We start from the raw sequence: 14,562 nt of genomic DNA on the forward strand, positions 1-14,562 counted from the left end.
CGTCCTACCTGCTGCTCGGGAGCCACCCGTTCTGCACCGCGTGGACGCCAGCCTCGAAACGGCTCCTGGCCTCCAGACGCTCCATCAGGTCGGCCGCGATGCGCCGCGCGGTGCGCGGCGAGACCCCGAGCCGTTTGGCGATGGCCTCGTCGGTGAGCCCCTGGGCGAGCAGCCGCAGCACCGCCGCCTCCTGCGCCGGCAGGCCGTTCGGGTCGCTGACCCTGGGCGCGCTGAGCGGCGCCGCGGTGTTCCAGAAGCTCTCGAACAGCGCGCACAGCGCGGTGACCGCGCCACTGCCCTGCAGGACCACGGCTCCGGCCCGGGCGTCGGCGGTGTCGACCGGCAGTACGGCCAGCCGCCGGTCGGAGATGATCATCCGGATCGGCAGGGTGGGGACGGTACGGACGTGGCCGCCGAGGTCGCTCAGCCACCGCAGGTGCCGTTCGGTGGGCTGGTGGTTGCGGACACTGTCCAGGTAGATGGTCCGGATCGCCACGCCCCGGTCCAGCAGCGCCGCGTTGGGCTCGCGACTGGCCTCCAGGTCCGCCTCGGTGTGGGCGCCGCCGGGGGCGAAGGTCATGATCTCGTGCAGGGTCTCGTCGGCCAGCCGGCTCAGTCTGCCGCGGATCTCCTCGGGCCCGGTCAGCTGCTCGCCGTGCGAGGCCGCCTCCTGCGGCAGGACCGAGCACTCGGCGATCAGACGGGCCGCCGCCGCGCGCGAGGCCTCGATCTTCAACTGCTGGGCGGCGAGGTCGGCTTGCTGGCGGGCCAGCAGCAGCTCCATCGCCACCTCGGGAGGGACCGGCCGGAAGCCCGTGCCTAAGGACTTCCCCTCCTGGGCGGCGGGCCGGACCAGCGCCAGGCCGCTGAGCCGATCCAGCAGCCGGCGGATCTGCGCCGGTGGGGCCGCGAACCGCTGGGAGAGTTCCACGACCCCGTCGTGGGGGTGGGCCAGCATGAGGCGGTAGAGCCGCTCCGCTTCCTGGTCCAGACCGAGGATCTCAAGCATGGGCCGTCGTCCTTTCCCCCTCGAGGAATTCTCCACCCTGACCGACGATGATAGAGCGTCACCGGTCCGTCACTCCCGATGATCGGAAGAGTGCGCGGCCCTTGCGCGGCCTGATCAGGGGATGATCAGGCGGCCGGTACGGGTGCCCTCCGGGGGCCGTTCGGCGGGGCTGCCGGGGGGAGTCCGGTGGGAGTTGCCGGGAGCAGGTCCGCGGAGCTGCCCGGAGGCACCGGCGGACGCCGGGACCGGGCGAGGTCCCCGACCGAGGACCGTCCCCGGTCGGCGGCCTGTTTGTGCAGGTGCAGCAAACGTCCCGTGGCATCGATTGTTGTCGAACGGCCGCGAGCGCAGGATGTCCGCCATGTATCTCGTGCACGCCCAACTGCGTTCCCACGACGCCACCGCACCTCCGGACGCCCTCGCGGAGATGCTCTCCTGCTGCGCGGAGGACGCCCGGCTGGAACACGTCACCGTCCACGACGAGGACGAGGGCCGGGTGGTCATCGGCCTGTTCGTCGCCGCCGCCGACCTGGACCACGCCGAACTCGCCGCCCGCCGCACCTGCCACCGCGCCCTCGCCGACCACCGCGAACTCGCCGACTTCACCCTCGACCGCTGCGCGGCCGCCCTGCCGCCCGGCATCTGGGACCGAATGCTGGACGAAACCGGTCCTGGACGCAATGTGCCAGTGCAGCATCCGTCCAACTCGGACCCCTTCCACCCGTTCTGACGCGGCGGCAGAGTTCTCGGCGTCGGGGGGCCGCGGACACGGCCCCCGGCCGCGGGGCCCGCGTCGAGGGCGCCGCCGGGAACGTCGAACTCTCCATGTGTGGTCAGCGAAGGGGGACTTACGGTGAATTCCAGCTGGGTTGTGAAGGCCGCGGTGGCAGTGCTCGCCCTGGGCACCGTCATCGGAGTCGGAGCCGTCGGAGCCGAGGGCTCCCACCGCGCCTCCGCCGCCGACTCCGGCGCCACGGCCACCGCCCTGCCGGGCTCCCCGATCCCGTCCCCCACCGCCACCACCCTGAACGACGTCACCTGGGGCGGCTGAGAACCCGCGTCGACCGGCGTCCCACGGACCGGCGTCGCACGGACCGGCGTCGCACGGACCGGTGTCTCACGGACCGGGGGCGGGGTCCGCTCAGACCGCCGGAGCGGTCACCGGGGCCCGGGTGGTGGCGGAGACGAGCGCTTCGCGAGGGACCGGCGCCGCAGCGGCCAGGGCCCGGCCCACCGGATAGGCGAGCGCGACCGCCGGGAGGTGGCCGGGGCGCCCACTGAGGACCACCTCGATGGAGCCCGGGGCTCCGTCCGACGGCCCGGTGCGGCCCAACCTGCGCAGCGCCTGACGGGCGACGGCCTCCGCGCTGTCGTACAGCACGGTTCCGGCGGGCAGGCTCTCCAGGATCTGCGGTGCCACCAGGGGGTAGTGCGTGCATCCCAGCACCACGGCGTCGCAGTCCCGGGGGGTGCGCCCGGCGGCGTCGGCGATCGCCTCCGCGGCGGCGTCCAGGTCACCGTGGTCGATGGCCTCGGCCAGACCGGGACAGGCGACCCGCGCGACCGGCCTGCCGCCCGCGAAGTCCGCGATCAGCCGCTCCTGGTAGTCGCTCCCGGTGGTGCGGACGGTCGCCCACACGGCGAGGTTCCGACCGGCCGCCGCGGCCGGCTTCACGGCCGGGACGGTTCCGATCACGGGAACGCGAGCCTCGAACTCCTCGCGCAGGGTGTCGATCGCGGTGACGGTGGCGGTGTTGCAGGGGACCACGATGGCCTCCGCACCGCGCTGCACGGCGAGGTGGGCGGCGGAGAGCAGGCGGTCCGTCACGAAGGAGGCCGACCTCGGGCCCCACGGGGCGCCCTCGGGATCCAGGAGCAGAAGCAGATCGAGCTCCGGGGCGAGGTGCCGCAGCCAGCCGGCGGTGGGGAGGAGCCCGAATCCCGAGTCGATCAATGCCACCGTCATGCGGCCCAACGTACCAGCCGGGTCGCGCGGCAGGCCGCCCCGCGTACCTGCCCGGCCCCCGCCTCACGGGCGGCGGTGCCCCCGGGGTGGGGCTGCCGGACGGACCGGTGCGCATCTAGGATCGGCTCCATGAAGCCGCCGAGGACGGATGCCGCGTAGATCCCCGCGCGTGGTACGCGCCACCCTGCCCGATCGTCAGGTGTGCGACTCGGTCAGCACGCTGCTGATCGGTGTCTGCCCAGGGCCGCCTCGATGCAGTGCCGTGCACACGTACCTCTATGTCGACGGCCTCGACCTGATCGCGCGCAGTAACGGCGGCGCGGTCGGCGGTTGTCCGGATCGGCTGCTCAGGCCCGGCGGGCCGCTCTATCCGTCCGACCGAGCCCGCACCGTGGATGTCGCCGTCCAGGACCACGCATCGAACAGCTCCTGCGGGGTTGAGGTCCGCGTGCGGCTCCGAGGCCAGACCGTCATCTGGACCGACCTGATGTACCCGGGCGCCGACGGTCGGGTCATCGAGGAAGTCCGCTTCGACCTGCGCCAGTACCTGACCGAGATCGAGCGGGGCTACGCGCTCTGGGGTCACAGCGCGCCACACGTCCAGCACGGAAGTGCGGCAACCGGAGCGGCCATGCCCGACCGCAGCTGGCCGGCGTAGGCCGTCGACCTCGACGGGAGACCCTGACGACCGGTCCGCCCCAACCCGCCGTCGGCATCGCCTCGTCGACGGTCGACCGGGGCTCCTCCAGCGCCCGCGCATCCGGGCACCCAACCGTCACGGGCTGAGGGCTGGCAGGTCACCGCCGTCGCCGTGTCGTCGGCGGCTCAGGCCGTCGGTGCGGGGATGACCGGGGCGTCGGGGGCGTCGATCGTGGCGGTGAGGCGGTGCAGGGCGGCGTGGCCGGGTGGGCCCCAGGTGGGCTTGCCGCCCGGGCGGCCGCGGACGCCCGCCTCGCCGATGAGGATGCAGGAGAGGGCCTTGAGGACCGCCACGCCTCGGGCGCGGCGTCGGGTCGCTACGTCCGCGGCCGGGCGGTAGGCGTCGAAGAAGCGGTCGGCGGCACCGTCCGGGAGGAGGATCCAGGCCGCGGCGAGGTCGCAGGCCGGGTCGCCCACGCAGAGGTCGCCGAAGTCGACCACGCCGCAGAAGGTGCCGTCCGCAGTGAGGACGTTGGCCGGGTGCAGGTCGCCGTGGAGCCACAGGGCCGGACCCGTCCACGCGGGGGCGGCGAGGGCGTCCTCCCAGACCGCGCGGACGGCCTCCGGGTCGGGGAGGAGGCCCATTGCGACGGCCGAGGCGAACTGCTCGGCGAAGAACTCGGCGCCGTCGGCCAGCGGCCCCCCGCGGCCACGGCCGACGGGTGCCCCGTCGGGGGCGGGTCGGTGAAGGGCCGTCAGGAACGAGGCCAGGCTGTCGGCCGCCTCCGCGGCGCGGGTGACAGGGGCGCGGTCGGCGGGCGTGCCCGGCACCCAGGTGGTGACGATCCACGGCCGCGGGAACCGCTCGGAGGGCTCGCCGAGGCGCTGCGGGACGGGGACCGGCAGGGGCAGCCGTGGAGCGAGAGCGGGGAGCCAGGCGTGCTCCTTGCGCAGCAGCTCGTCCGCCGCCGGCGTCGCCCAGGGCAACCGGACGGCCAGGTCCTCGCCGAGCCGCCACAGCTGGTTGTCCCAGCCGCGCGCTCCCAGCCGCACGGGACGGTCGGCCAGGTCGGGGTGCTGGTCGTGCAGCAGATCCCGGACCAGGTCCGCGGTGACTTCGATCTCGGTGGGGGCAGAGGCCATGGGGAGTCACGCTATCCCAGTCCGGGGCCGCCCGTTCGGCGCCCGGCACACGCGGGACCGTTCAACCGGCTTTCTGCGGGCCGACTTTGCACAGCCAGCGCAGTCAGCGCAGTCAGCCGCGCGGTCCGCGCGCAACGAGCGGACGGCCGCCCGCAGGCGCGGCCTGGTCGTCGAGGTGACCGACGGCAACACCGCCCGCTACCGCGGCTCGTTCTTCTACGACCTGGCGAAGTCGGCCGCCATCAGGCTCGCCGTCGCGCAGGCGGCCGAGCTCAGGCCGCACCACGTGGCGGCCGTGGCGGTGACGCCCGGATTCCTGCGCTCGGAGGCCGTGCTGGAGCCCTTCGGGGTCACCGAGGACACCTGGCGCGAGGGTGCGGCCCGGGACCCGAACTTCGCCCACTCCGAGACCCCGGCCTACCTGGACCGGGCCGTCGCCGCGCTGGCCGCGGACCCCCGGATCATGGAGAAGTCCGGCCGTGCCCTGGCCACCTGGGGCCTGTACCGGGAGTACGGCCCGCTGGGCGACCCGCTCTGACCGGCAGGCCGGTAGCCCGGCGCCCGGCCGCCCGGCAGACCGGCCGTGTCAGGCGCCGCGGGTCCGGGCCAGCCGGTCGGCGAGTTCGACGAGGTCGGAGACGAACCAGACGTGCCGGCCCTCGTTGGACTCGCGGACCAGATCCGGCAGGGCCTTGCTGGCCGCCAGGTGGTGCGTGATGTCGCCGACCACGACCAGGTGCAGGTGGTAGTTGACGAACTTCTGCATCACCTCCCCGGCGAACCCGCTGCTCAGGTCGAAGAAGCTCCCGTCCAGCCGCCCGGCCGGGACGGCGACCACCTCGGCGCCCTGGAAGGCCGGGCCGACCAGGTGGTCGAGCACGTCCTGCGGGCCGGCGATCGGCGGGCCGGCCGGGTCGCAGACGAGCACGGGCACGCCGGAGTGGTCCAGGATCGGCTCGGACGCCGGCTCGGTCGGCTGGTCGGCCACCCGGTCGGTCGGCTGGTCGGTCATCGGGTCATCACCTCTGGTCGTGGGCGGGGGCGCGGACGTTGTTCTCCTGGGCCAGCGCGGCGTCGATCAGCAGGAGGAGGTCGGCGGTGGCGGCGGCGTCCCCGAGGATCACGATCCGCAGCCGGGACCGCGCCGGGTCGTGGACGGCCTGGACGCTGAGCGGGGTGGCCGGAGTGCCGGACCGGGCCGACCGTGCCGTCCCGGCAGCCGTCACCAGCGTGCTCAGCCGGTCGACCGCCCGGCGGTCCACGTCGTCGATCACCACCACGCTGGACACCTCCGCCGGCGGACGCCCCGCGCGGCCGGCCGCCGTGGCCGCCTCGACGACCCGCACCGGCTCGACGGCGACCGGCTCGGCCCGCGCCGGCTCGGCGCCGGTCAGCGCCTCGAAGTCCCGCCGCGCGATCCGGTACTGCTTGCCGATCCGGACGGCCTTGAGCCGCCCGTCGCGGACGTAGGTGCGGACCGTGCGGACGTGGAGGCCCAGGCGCTCCGCGACCTCGCCGATCGAGTACAGCTCGTTCTCATCCTCACTCATCGCTCCGCATCCTACCCGTGAAGGGGAATCAAAGGGAAGGAAGATGAAGGATAGGGAAGGATGGAGAGTGTCCGTGCGGCGTGGGCCGGAACGCGAAAAGGCCGGCCCGCCACCGGGGGAGATGGTGGCGGACCGGCAGTCGGGGCGGCTCAGACCTCGGCGAGGAAACGTTCCAGGGCGGTGACGACCAGGCGGTGGTCCTCGGCCTGCGGGAGGCCGGAGACGGCCACCGTGCCGACGGTGCCGGTGCCCCGGACGGTGATCGGGAAGGCGCCCCCGTGGGCGGCGTAGGTGTCGGGGTCGAGCCGGGACTTGGCCTCGAAGGTCTCGCCCTTGGCCGCGAAACGGAGCCCGACCAGGTAGGAGGAGGCGCCGTAGCGGTCCACCGTCCGGGTCTTGCGCCGGATCCACGCGTCGTTGTCGGCGGAGGTGCCGGGCAGCGCGTAGTGGAACAGCTGCTGGCCGTTGCGCCGGATGTCGACGGTGACCGGGGCGCCGCCCTCGCGGGCCAGCTCCACCAGCAGGGTGCCGAGCCGCCAGGCGTCCTCGTTGTCGAAGTGGGGGAGGACCAGCCGGCGCTCCTCGTCCTCGATCCGCCGGACGAGCTTCTCGATCTCCTCGGGCGTCACGCCGTGACCTCCGCCTGCTGCGGCACCCGGCTGTCCGGCACGGACGGCATAGACGACACGGACGGCATAGACGACACGGACGGCGCGGTCGGCACCGGCGCGACGGTCGGCGCGTCCCCCGCCACCGGGACCTCCAGGGGCAGCGAGACGCTCCGGCCCTCCTCCGCCGAGCGCCGGGCGGCCTCCAGCACGATGAGCGAGGCGACGGCGTCCCGCGGGTCGACCGGCGGCGCCACGCCCTCGCGCAGCGCACGCTCCACGCCCTGGTAGAACGCCGGGTAGTCGCCGGAGAGCGAGGGGTAGAGCGCGGTGGCGTCGGTGGTGCCGAGCAGCCCCCACTGGTCCTCGGGCTCCTCGCCCCAGGCGGGGCCGGGGCGCTGGCCGGCGCGCAGCGCGTCCTCCTGCGGGTCCATGCCGTGCGTGACGTACGCCGACTGGTCGCCGAGGACCCGCAGGCGCGGGCCGGGCTGGGCGGTGAGGGCGCCCATCCACAGGTGGGAGCGGACGCCGCTCGCGTGGGTGAGGGCGATGAAGGCGTCGTCGTCGACCCGGGCCTCGCGGCGCCGGATGTCCACCTCGGCGTAGACCCGGACGGCCGGGCCGAACAGGGTCAGCGCCTGGTCGACCAGGTGGCTGCCGAGGTCGTAGAGGATGCCGCCGGCGTCGACCGGTTCGGCCGACTCCCGCCAGCCGCTCTTGGGCTCCGGGCGCCAGCGCTCGAACCGGGACTCGAAGCGGTGGACCGTCCCCAGGTCGCCCTCGGCGATCAGGCGGCGGGCGGTGAGGAAGTCGGAGTCCCAGCGCCGGTTCTGGAACACCGTCAGCATCAGGCCGCGGGCCTCGGCCAGGTCGGCCAGGGCGGCGGCCTCGGCCGCGCCGGCGGCGAGCGGCTTGTCGACCACCACGGGCAGCCCGGCCTCCAGGGCGGCGCGGGCCAGTGGCACGTGGGTGCGGTTGGGAGAGGCGATCACGATCAGGTCGAGCGCCCCGGGGCCGGCCAGCAGCTCCTCGGCCGTGGCGAGGACGCGGGCGTCCGGGTGGTCCCGGCGCAGCTGCTCGCGGCGCTCGGGATCCGCCGTGACGACGGCGTCCAGCCGCAGGCCCGGGGTCGTGGCGATCAGCGGGGCGTGGAAGGCGGCACCGGCCAGGCCGTAGCCGACCAGCCCGACCCTGAGTGCGGGGCGTTCGGTGGTCATGGATCCAGTTAAACAACACTGTTTCCTAAGTGCAAGGGCAGGCAGAATGAACGCCATGACCACCCCGCGATCCGGCTCGACCCGCACCGGAACCAATCTGGCCGGACTGCGCGACCACAACGCCGCCCTGGTCCTCGGCCTGCTCAGGGCCGCACCCGCCGGCAGCAGCCGCGGCGAACTCGCCGCCCGCACCGGCCTCACCCCGCAGGCCATCGGAAAGATCACCGCCCGCCTGCTGGCCGAGGGAACCGTCGAGGAGGCCGGCCACGCCGCCTCCACCGGCGGCAAGCCCGCCACCCTGCTGAGGCTGCGTCCGGAGGCGGGCTGCGCGGTCGGCGTCCACCTGGACCGCGACGAGCTCAGCGTGGTCCTGGTCGACCTGGCCGGCGCCACCCGCCACCGGCACACCGAGACCGTCGACCCGGCGATCACCCCGGCCGGAGCCGTCCGCCTGGTCGCCGACCGGGTCCGCGGCGCCCTCGCCGCCGCACCCGCCGGCGCCCGGCTGCTCGGCGTCGGGGTCGGCTGCCGCGGCCCGCTCGACCACACCGCCGGGGTGCTGCACTGGTTCGCCGCCGCCACCCCCGGGGCCTCCGCGCTCTGGGCGGACTTCCCGCTCCGCGAGGCCCTCGCCGCCGAGCTGGACGGCCTGCCCGTGGTCGTCGACAAGGACACCAACACCGCCGCCCTCGCCGAGACCGCCCTGCTGCCCCGCCCCGGCGGCGGCCTCGCCTACATCCACCTCGCCGGCGGCCTCGGCGCCGGCCTCCTGCTCGGCGGCCTGGTGTACCGGGGCAGCCGCACCAACGCCGGCGAGTTCGGCCACCAGACCGTCCGGATCGACGGCCCGCTCTGCACCTGCGGCAACCGCGGCTGCCTGGAGGCCCTCTGCCTGGAGGCGCTCGACCGGGACGACCACCCCGAGGCCGCCCGGCTGCTCGGCATCGGCGTGGCCAACCTGGTCCGGCTGCTCGACATCGACCAGGTGGTGCTCGGCGGCCGCGCCGTCCTCGCCGCCCCCGACACCTACCTCGCCGGCGTCGCCCGGCAACTGGCCGAACGCATCCCCGACCCGGCCTGGCCGGCCGTCCCCGTCGCCGTCAGCACCTACGGCCCGCTCGCGGTCGCCGCCGGCGCGGCCGAACTCGTCCTCGCCCCGCTGTTCGACCGCCGCACCTGAGCGCCCGACCGCCGTACCCGAGCCCGACCGCCGCTCCCGAGCGCCGCGCGGTGGTGTCGGCGGGCGGACGGCCGGGCATGCTCGGCCCCGGGGTGGCGATGGACACCGGGCACTGGCACGAGGACGACGGACAGGACACCGGACGGGCCGAGCGCGCACTCCCGCGCCTCGGCGGACTCGTCGCCGCGGGCGTCCTGGTCGCCTGCGCCGTCACCCTCGGCATCCTCGGCGCGCTGGAGGTCTACCGCTTCCTCGCGTGGGTCGTCCGCTCCTTCCTGCACGGCTTCCTGCGCAACCCCTGAGCCGAGGGGGTTCGGTTTTCCCCACCCCGGACCCGGGTGGCCGCACGATCGTCCCGGCGCGGCCGCCGCCCGAGGATGAAAGCCATGGACACCACCACCGCCCGGCCGGCATCACCGGTCCACCACCCCGACCCCGCGGCACCCGCCGTCCGCGCCCGCGACCTCCACCGCACCTACGGACGCGGCGCCGGCGCCGTCCACGCCCTGCGCGGTGTGGACCTGGACCTCGCGGCCGGCACCTTCACCGCCGTCATGGGCCCCTCCGGCTCCGGCAAGACCACCCTGCTGCACTGCCTCGCCGGCATGGACCGCCCGACCCGCGGCGAGGTCCACTGGGGCGACACCCCGATCGCCCGGCTCCCCGAACGCCGCCTCGCCGTCGTGCGCCGCGAGCGCGTCGGATTCGTCTTCCAGTCCTTCAACCTGATGCCCGCCATGACGGTGGCCCAGAACATCGCCCTTCCCGGCCGCCTCGCCGGCGTCCGCACCGACCGGACCCGCATCACCGACGCCCTCGCCCGGGTCGGCCTCGCCGGCCGCGAACGGCACCGCCCCGGACAGCTCTCCGGCGGCCAGCAGCAGCGCGTCGCCATCGCCCGGGCCCTCGCCGCCCGCCCCGCCGTCCTCTTCGCCGACGAACCCACCGGCGCCCTCGACCGCACCACCGGCCACCAGATCCTCGCCCTGCTCCGGGAAGGCGTCGACCAGGACGGCCGGACCTGCGTCATGGTCACCCACGACCCGGTCGCCGCCGGGTACGCGGACCGCGTCCTGCTCCTCGCCGACGGCCGGATCGTCGACGACCTCGACCGGCCCACCGCCGCCACCGTCACCGACCGCCTCGCCCGGCTGGGGGGCTGACCCGTGATCGGACCGGCCCTCGGACAACTCCGCCTGCGCCCGGCCGCCTTCGCCGGCGTCGCCACCGCCCTCGTGACCGCCGTCGGCGCCCTCACCCTGTTCGGCACCCTCGCCGCCGCCCGGCAGGCCGCCCCACCCGGCACCGGCCGCGCCGAAACCGGACCCGGCCTCCTGGTGATCGCCGCCGCGTTCGGCGAGATCGCCGTGCTGGTCGCCTTCTTCGTCCTGGTCAACGCCCTCGGGTACGCCGTCCGCCAGCAGCACCGGGAACTGACCCTGCTGCGCACGGTCGCCGCCACCCCCCGGCAGATCCGCGCCCTGGTACGCCGTCAGACCGTCCTGCTCACGGCCGTCGCGGCCCCCGCGGGCTGGGCGGCCGGCACCGCCGGTGCCCGGTGGTTCCTCGGCGAACTCACCGCCCGGCGGATGGCCCCGGCCGGCCTGCACGCCCGCCTCACCCTCCCGGTCGCGGCCGGATCCGCGCTGCTCGCGCTGCTGGTCGCGCTCGCCGCCACCGCCCTCGCCGCCCGCCGGATCACCCGGACCGCCCCCGCGGCGGCCCTCGCCGAGAGCACCACCGGAACCGCCGACCGCGGCAGCCGGGCCGGTCTCGCCCGGACCGCCCTCGGCCTGATCGTCCTCGCCGGCGGCGGAGTGCTCTGCACGGTGATCGCGAGGCAGCCGGCCGAGAAGGCCGGGCAGGCCACCCTGCTGGTGACCCTCCTCCTGCTCGCCGGACTCGCCCTCTGCGGGCCCGCCCTGGCCCGCGCGCTGGCCGCCCTCCTCGGCCCGCCGGCCCGGCTGGCCGCACCCCGGGCGGGCTGGCTCGCCGCCGCCAACCTCCGCGGCCACGCCCATCGGCTGTCCGCGGCGGTCGTACCAATCACCCTGCTCACCGGGTTCTCGGGCACCATGCTGCTCATGACCCGAACCGTCGAGCACCACCTCCAGGGCCGGGCCGCCGCCGCCGGACTGGCGACGGTGACCTCGCCCGGCGACGTCTGGCTGCGGCAGGCCGAGACCGGCCTGCTGGCCGGCTTCACCGCCGTGGCCACCGTCAACACCCTGGCCGCCCTCACCGCCGACCGGCGCCGGGAGTTCGCCCTGCTCGCCCTGGTCGGCGCCACCCGCCGCCAAATCGCCCGGATGCTGACCGTCGAAGCCCTGCTCACCACGGCGATCGGCGTCCTCCTCGGGGCCGCCGTGGCCTGGACCGCCACCGCCGCCTTCGCCCACGCCCTCACCGGCACCGCCGCCCCGGCCGTCCCCTGGGCGGGCTTTGGCCGGATCGCCGCCACCGCCCTGCTCCTCACCGCCCCCGGCATCCTGCTGGCCGGCCTCCGCGCCACCGCCGGCCCGGCCGTCGACCGGCTCACCGGCGGCCGCCGTGACTGACCTCGGCACAGAGCGGTTGGACGGCACGGGGCGGGTGGACGGCACGCCGGTTGACGGTACGTCCGACGGGCTTCCCGAGGCGTCCGGGGGTGCGCGGCCGACGGACCCCCGGCCCGGGGACGGTCCGGGCCGACGGCTGCCGCGACCACGGGTCCGGGCCGGCGACCTGGCCTTCGCGATCGCCGGACTGCCGCTCGCCGTCCTGTGTGGCGGGTACGTGCTGGCCGCCCTCTACGCCGGGACGCTGCTCTCGCCGACCCTGCTCGGCCTGCCGCTGCTGGCGGGCGCCCTGCGGGGAGCCCGGGTACTCGCCGGCCCGCACCGCCGCCTGGTGTCCCGGCTGCTCGGCGAGCCGGTCACCGCCCCCGCCGCCCCCGCGCCCGCCGGCGGCCTGATCCCCTGGGTACAGTCGTCCCTCACCGACCCGGTCGGCTGGCGCGCCATGCTCTACCTCGGCCTGCGGCTGCCGGTGGGCGTCCTGACCCTCGCCGCGGCCACCGCCCAACCGCTCCTCGGCCTCTGGGCGGCCGGATTCCCGCTCTGGCACCGGCTGCTGGAACCCGCCGACCCGGTACCCGTCGCGCTCACCGCCGCCGGCATGCTGCTCGGGACGGCGCTGCTGGCCCTCACTCCGACGGCGATCCGCGCCACCGCCGCCCTCAACCGGTTCCTCGCCCGCCGCCTCCTCGGCCCCGCCGGGACCGAGACCCGGGTGGCCGCCCTGGAGAAGGCCCGCAGCACCCTCCTCGCCGACAACACCGAGCACCTCCGCCGACTGGAACGCGACCTGCACGACGGCACCCAGGCCGAACTGGTGGCCATCGCCATCACCCTCTCGCTGGCCGACGACGCCCTCACCGCCGGTACCGAGCCGCCCGCGTCGGCCCCCGCGTCGGCTGCCGCGTCGGCTGCCGCGTCCGTCCCCGAGGCCGAACGCCTGCGCACCCTGCTCGTCCGGGCCCGCCGCCAGACCGACGACGCCATCGCCGGACTGCGCCGGCTCACCCGCGGCATCCACCCCGTGGCGCTGGACAGCGGCCTGGGGGCCGCCCTTCCGGCGCTCACCGCCGCCGCGGGCGTGCCCGTCCGCACCGGACTCGACCTGCGCCATCGCCCGGACCCGGCGATCGAACGCGCCGTCTACTTCTGCCTCGCCGAACTCCTCACCAACATCGCCAAGCACAGCGACGCCCGCGAGGCCGCCGTCGACCTCACCGCCGACCGCCGCCGGGTACGGCTCACCGTCCGCGACGACGGACGCGGCGGAGCGACCGCCGGCCCCGGCGGCGGCCTGGCCGGCCTGCGGGAACGGCTGGCCGCCGTGGACGGCACCCTCCACATCGACAGCCCACCCGGCGGCCCGACCACCGTCACCGCCACGCTCCCGGCTACCATCTGACGTTCCCCAGCCCTGCTCGGACCCGGGAGGAAACAGGTGGCGACCCCGTCGTGGTGGGAGGAACTGGTCGGCGTCAGCACGGTCTGGCGGATGCCGACCGTGCCGAGGTCGAGCGCTGGCGAGGCCCGGCGGAGGAGGCCGAAGCGGAGGCCGAGGACGATGTCCCGCCGCTGACCCTCCGACTGGGACACCTGGCGACGACGTTCACCGAGCACACGGAGCAGTTCACCCCGGAGCAGATCCGGCAGTTGTTCCGACTCCTGGAGGAGATCCAGGTACAGGGCAGCGAGGAGGACGGCACCGCCGTGGCCACCGGCTTCTTCGAGGCCCTGCTGAACGCGGGCGACGAGGGCTTCGACCTCGACCTCGTCCGGCTGGCCATGGGCCCGGAATCCCGCGCCCACTGCCGCGCCTGGAACGACTTCACCGGCACCACCGGCCCCGCCTGGATGCACTGACCCCGGCCTGCGGCGGGAGCTCCGTGTATCGCGGGTGTATCGAAAATCGCATACGCCACCGCGACGGCTCTCCGTGTTCCCTGGGGGCGTGACCTCCACCGCACCCCTGTCAGCGCCGCCGCCCCGCCGTCTGCGCCGGATCCTGCTCCCCGGGCTGGCGGTCGCCGGGGTGGCGGGTGCCGCGGTCGTCCTGCGGCGGCCGCTCATGATGTCCGCTCCGCGGTGCATGGCCGGGCGGTGGCACGGCTGCTTCGACACGTTCAACGGCGTGGTGCTGATGACGCTGGTGGCGCTGCCGTTGGCTCTGCTGGTGGTGGGGGCACTGGCGCGCCGTCGCCGGGCCGCCGGCGTCGCCTCGCCGTGGCGGATGTCGCTGGCCGAGGTGGGCATGGTCCACGGGACGGTGCCGTTCCTCTGGATGACCATGATGCCGGGCGCCGGGGCCGGCACCGTCCCGGGCCGGGTGAGCCTGGTGCCGCTGCGGGACCTGGCCACCATGGGGCCGCTCGGGACGGTCGGCAACCTGCTGGTGTTCGCGGCGCTGGGGTTCTTCGCCCCGATGCGGTTCGCGGCGCTGGCCTCCGTCCCGCGGATCCTGGCGCTCGGGGCGGGCTGCTCGGTCCTGGTCGAGACCGCGCAGTACGTCCTGCGGCTGGACCGGGTGTCCTCCGTGGACGACGTGCTGGTCAACGCCGCCGGCGCCGTACTGGCCGGGCTGGCGTCCCGCCGCTGGTGGCGCACCGCGGCCCAGGCGCCCTCGGATACGTCGGCGGTACGCCGTGCTGCTCGGACCGACCGGCAGAGTCGCCCGATTGCCGGCCGGTCTTAGGCTTCG

General features: G+C 75.4%; 18 protein-coding genes. 11 read left to right on the plus strand and 7 right to left on the minus strand.

Annotated elements, in window-relative coordinates; genetic code table 11:
* Nucleotides 1–4 precede the first annotated feature (4 nt).
* Complete coding sequence (locus tag ABWK59_RS32125; RefSeq protein ID WP_354644180.1) at nucleotides 5–1,009, minus strand: helix-turn-helix transcriptional regulator; 1,005 nt, start codon at nucleotides 1,007–1,009, stop codon at nucleotides 5–7.
* A gap of 361 nt (nucleotides 1,010–1,370) precedes the next feature.
* Between ABWK59_RS32125 and ABWK59_RS32130 the strand changes: the two genes are divergently transcribed.
* Nucleotides 1,371–1,739 carry a hypothetical protein gene (locus tag ABWK59_RS32130; RefSeq protein WP_354644181.1) on the plus strand — a complete coding sequence of 123 codons (369 nt, stop codon included), beginning with the start codon at nucleotides 1,371–1,373 and terminating at the stop codon, nucleotides 1,737–1,739.
* A 153-nt stretch (nucleotides 1,740–1,892) separates the two neighbouring features.
* Complete coding sequence (locus ABWK59_RS32135) at nucleotides 1,893–2,060, plus strand: hypothetical protein (RefSeq protein WP_354644182.1); 168 nt, start codon at nucleotides 1,893–1,895, stop codon at nucleotides 2,058–2,060.
* A 90-nt stretch (nucleotides 2,061–2,150) separates the two neighbouring features.
* On the opposite strand, the gene ABWK59_RS32140 is transcribed toward ABWK59_RS32135, so the two are convergent.
* The gene (locus ABWK59_RS32140) at nucleotides 2,151–2,975 is read right to left on the minus strand and encodes a glutamate racemase (protein ID WP_354644183.1); all 825 of its coding nucleotides are present in this window, start codon (nucleotides 2,973–2,975) and stop codon (nucleotides 2,151–2,153) included.
* 169 nt (nucleotides 2,976–3,144) lie between these two features.
* Between ABWK59_RS32140 and ABWK59_RS32145 the strand changes: the two genes are divergently transcribed.
* Entirely contained in the window at nucleotides 3,145–3,633 is a 489-nt protein-coding gene (locus tag ABWK59_RS32145; RefSeq protein WP_354644184.1) for a hypothetical protein, read from the plus strand.
* 167 nt (nucleotides 3,634–3,800) lie between these two features.
* Here ABWK59_RS32145 and ABWK59_RS32150 read toward each other — a convergent pair whose 3' ends face one another.
* On the minus strand, nucleotides 3,801–4,757 hold the full coding sequence (locus ABWK59_RS32150) for an aminoglycoside phosphotransferase family protein (protein ID WP_354644185.1): 957 nt from the start codon (nucleotides 4,755–4,757) through the stop codon (nucleotides 3,801–3,803).
* Nucleotides 4,758–4,932: 175 nt separating this feature from the next.
* On the opposite strand from ABWK59_RS32150, the gene ABWK59_RS32155 reads away from it, so the two are divergent.
* Nucleotides 4,933–5,295 (plus strand): hypothetical protein, encoded by a 363-nt coding sequence (locus ABWK59_RS32155; RefSeq protein WP_354644186.1) that lies wholly within the window; start codon nucleotides 4,933–4,935, stop codon nucleotides 5,293–5,295.
* Between the two features lie 48 nt (nucleotides 5,296–5,343).
* Here ABWK59_RS32155 and ABWK59_RS32160 read toward each other — a convergent pair whose 3' ends face one another.
* The 4 genes from ABWK59_RS32160 to ABWK59_RS32175 all read right to left on the minus strand — a co-directional run bounded on the left by ABWK59_RS32160 (nucleotide 5,344) and on the right by ABWK59_RS32175 (nucleotide 8,132).
* Complete coding sequence (locus tag ABWK59_RS32160) at nucleotides 5,344–5,769, minus strand: DUF4180 domain-containing protein (protein ID WP_354644187.1); 426 nt, start codon at nucleotides 5,767–5,769, stop codon at nucleotides 5,344–5,346.
* Nucleotides 5,770–5,776: 7 nt separating this feature from the next.
* A complete protein-coding gene (locus ABWK59_RS32165; RefSeq protein WP_354644188.1) occupies nucleotides 5,777–6,307 on the minus strand; it encodes a helix-turn-helix domain-containing protein in 531 nt (176 codons plus the stop codon).
* A gap of 149 nt (nucleotides 6,308–6,456) precedes the next feature.
* On the minus strand, nucleotides 6,457–6,936 hold the full coding sequence (locus ABWK59_RS32170) for a heme-degrading domain-containing protein (protein WP_354644189.1): 480 nt from the start codon (nucleotides 6,934–6,936) through the stop codon (nucleotides 6,457–6,459).
* The gene (locus tag ABWK59_RS32175) at nucleotides 6,933–8,132 is read right to left on the minus strand and encodes a Gfo/Idh/MocA family oxidoreductase (RefSeq protein ID WP_354644190.1); all 1,200 of its coding nucleotides are present in this window, start codon (nucleotides 8,130–8,132) and stop codon (nucleotides 6,933–6,935) included. The genes ABWK59_RS32170 and ABWK59_RS32175 overlap by 4 nt, the downstream gene beginning before the upstream one ends.
* Before the next feature lie 55 nt (nucleotides 8,133–8,187).
* On the opposite strand from ABWK59_RS32175, the gene ABWK59_RS32180 reads away from it, so the two are divergent.
* The 7 genes from ABWK59_RS32180 (at nucleotide 8,188) to ABWK59_RS32210 (ending at nucleotide 14,556) form a co-directional block, all read left to right on the plus strand.
* Nucleotides 8,188–9,312 carry an ROK family protein gene (locus ABWK59_RS32180; protein WP_354644191.1) on the plus strand — a complete coding sequence of 375 codons (1,125 nt, stop codon included), beginning with the start codon at nucleotides 8,188–8,190 and terminating at the stop codon, nucleotides 9,310–9,312.
* A gap of 77 nt (nucleotides 9,313–9,389) precedes the next feature.
* Nucleotides 9,390–9,614, plus strand: a complete 225-nt coding sequence (locus ABWK59_RS32185; RefSeq protein WP_354644192.1) for a hypothetical protein — start codon at nucleotides 9,390–9,392, stop codon at nucleotides 9,612–9,614.
* 84 nt (nucleotides 9,615–9,698) lie between these two features.
* Complete coding sequence (locus ABWK59_RS32190) at nucleotides 9,699–10,475, plus strand: ABC transporter ATP-binding protein (protein WP_354644193.1); 777 nt, start codon at nucleotides 9,699–9,701, stop codon at nucleotides 10,473–10,475.
* A gap of 3 nt (nucleotides 10,476–10,478) precedes the next feature.
* Nucleotides 10,479–11,870 (plus strand): ABC transporter permease, encoded by a 1,392-nt coding sequence (locus tag ABWK59_RS32195; RefSeq protein WP_354644194.1) that lies wholly within the window; start codon nucleotides 10,479–10,481, stop codon nucleotides 11,868–11,870.
* Nucleotides 11,863–13,269 carry a sensor histidine kinase gene (locus tag ABWK59_RS32200; protein WP_354644195.1) on the plus strand — a complete coding sequence of 469 codons (1,407 nt, stop codon included), beginning with the start codon at nucleotides 11,863–11,865 and terminating at the stop codon, nucleotides 13,267–13,269. Before ABWK59_RS32195 ends, ABWK59_RS32200 begins: the two co-directional genes overlap by 8 nt.
* A gap of 50 nt (nucleotides 13,270–13,319) precedes the next feature.
* Nucleotides 13,320–13,727 carry a DUF7674 family protein gene (locus ABWK59_RS32205; RefSeq protein WP_354644196.1) on the plus strand — a complete coding sequence of 136 codons (408 nt, stop codon included), beginning with the start codon at nucleotides 13,320–13,322 and terminating at the stop codon, nucleotides 13,725–13,727.
* An 88-nt stretch (nucleotides 13,728–13,815) separates the two neighbouring features.
* Nucleotides 13,816–14,556: a VanZ family protein gene (locus tag ABWK59_RS32210; protein ID WP_354644197.1), complete on the plus strand. Its 741-nt coding sequence runs from the start codon at nucleotides 13,816–13,818 to the stop codon at nucleotides 14,554–14,556.
* Nucleotides 14,557–14,562 lie beyond the last annotated feature (6 nt).

The organism is Kitasatospora sp. HUAS MG31, from assembly GCF_040571325.1.
GTDB lineage: Bacteria > Actinomycetota > Actinomycetes > Streptomycetales > Streptomycetaceae > Kitasatospora > Kitasatospora camelliae.

Excerpts from the sequence above, each read along its gene's own strand:
- ABWK59_RS32190 (WP_354644193.1), top strand. The coding sequence starts at position 9,699 with ATGGACACCACCACCGCCCGGCCGGCATCACCGGTCCACCACCCCGAC.
- ABWK59_RS32175 (WP_354644190.1), bottom strand. The coding sequence starts at position 8,132 with ATGACCACCGAACGCCCCGCACTCAGGGTCGGGCTGGTCGGCTACGGC.
- ABWK59_RS32125 (WP_354644180.1), bottom strand. The coding sequence starts at position 1,009 with ATGCTTGAGATCCTCGGTCTGGACCAGGAAGCGGAGCGGCTCTACCGC.
- ABWK59_RS32180 (WP_354644191.1), top strand. The coding sequence starts at position 8,188 with ATGACCACCCCGCGATCCGGCTCGACCCGCACCGGAACCAATCTGGCC.
- ABWK59_RS32165 (WP_354644188.1), bottom strand. The coding sequence starts at position 6,307 with ATGAGTGAGGATGAGAACGAGCTGTACTCGATCGGCGAGGTCGCGGAG.
- ABWK59_RS32185 (WP_354644192.1), top strand. The coding sequence starts at position 9,390 with ATGCTCGGCCCCGGGGTGGCGATGGACACCGGGCACTGGCACGAGGAC.
- ABWK59_RS32150 (WP_354644185.1), bottom strand. The coding sequence starts at position 4,757 with ATGGCCTCTGCCCCCACCGAGATCGAAGTCACCGCGGACCTGGTCCGG.
- ABWK59_RS32140 (WP_354644183.1), bottom strand. The coding sequence starts at position 2,975 with ATGACGGTGGCATTGATCGACTCGGGATTCGGGCTCCTCCCCACCGCC.
- ABWK59_RS32160 (WP_354644187.1), bottom strand. The coding sequence starts at position 5,769 with ATGACCGACCAGCCGACCGACCGGGTGGCCGACCAGCCGACCGAGCCG.
- ABWK59_RS32130 (WP_354644181.1), top strand. The coding sequence starts at position 1,371 with ATGTATCTCGTGCACGCCCAACTGCGTTCCCACGACGCCACCGCACCT.